1 protein-coding gene is annotated in these 980 nt (G+C 73.7%); it reads right to left on the reverse strand.

What is annotated here, in order from left to right:
* A partial coding sequence (locus CA983_RS44095; RefSeq protein WP_244207367.1) for an ABC transporter ATP-binding protein occupies positions 1-905 on the reverse strand: 905 nt, incomplete at its 3' end.
* Between the last annotated feature and the right edge of the window lie 75 nt (positions 906-980).

Consider the following 980-nt stretch of genomic DNA (forward strand, 5'->3'; position numbering starts at 1 on the left):
GGCTCGGGGGTTGCGGAGGAGTGGCGGGTGCGGGTTGTTCGTGGTTTCTCGAGCAGTTCCCCGCGCCCCTTGGGGGCGTTGCCGCTCTGCGCCGCAAGTTGTTGCCGTAGGTCCGCCGCCCTTCGCCGCGCGTCGCGCACCGTCAGGGGCAGCGGGGTCCAGTTCGCCAGGCGGCCCAGGGCCACCACCGGGGGGTACACCGGGGAGACGGCCATCACCTCGGCCGGGGTGCCCAGGACCGGGGGCTCACCCGGGCCCGGCAGCAGGACGACCTGGTCGGCGTACTGGATGACGCGTTCCAGGCGGTGTTCGGCCATGAGGACCGTCGTACCGAGGTCGTGCACGAGCCGCTGGAGGACCGCCAGGACCTCCTCGGCGGCGGCCGGGTCGAGCGCGGAGGTCGGCTCGTCCAGGACCAGGACGCTCGGGTGCGGGGTGAGGACCGAGCCGATCGCGACGCGCTGCTGCTGGCCGCCGGAGAGCGTCGCGATCGGACGGTGGCGCAGGTCTGCCAGGCCGAGCAGGTCGAGCGTCTCCTCCACGCGGCGCCGCATCACGTCCGGGGCGAGGCCCAGCGACTCCATGCCGTAGGCGAGTTCGTCCTCGACGGTGTCGGTGACGAAGTGGGAGAGGGGGTCCTGGCCCACCGTGCCGACGACGTCGGCGAGTTCGCGCGGCTTGTGGGTGCGGGTGTCGCGGCCGGCGACCGTGACCCTGCCGCGCAGGGTGCCGCCGGTGAAGTGCGGGACGAGCCCGCTGACCGCGCCCAGGACGGTGGACTTGCCGACACCGGACGGGCCGGCGAGGAGGACCAGTTCACCCTCCGGGACCTCGAAGTCGACGCCCCGGACGGTGGGTTCGGCGGTACCGTCGTACGTCACGGACACGTCCTCGAAGCGGATCACGACGGCTCCTTGGGGTCGGGGGCGACGAACGCGGGCAGCAGGCCGAGGAGGATCGCCGCCGCGGGCCAGAGGGGG

Source organism: Streptomyces swartbergensis (genome assembly GCF_002148965.1).
GTDB classification, from domain to species: domain Bacteria; phylum Actinomycetota; class Actinomycetes; order Streptomycetales; family Streptomycetaceae; genus Streptomyces; species Streptomyces swartbergensis.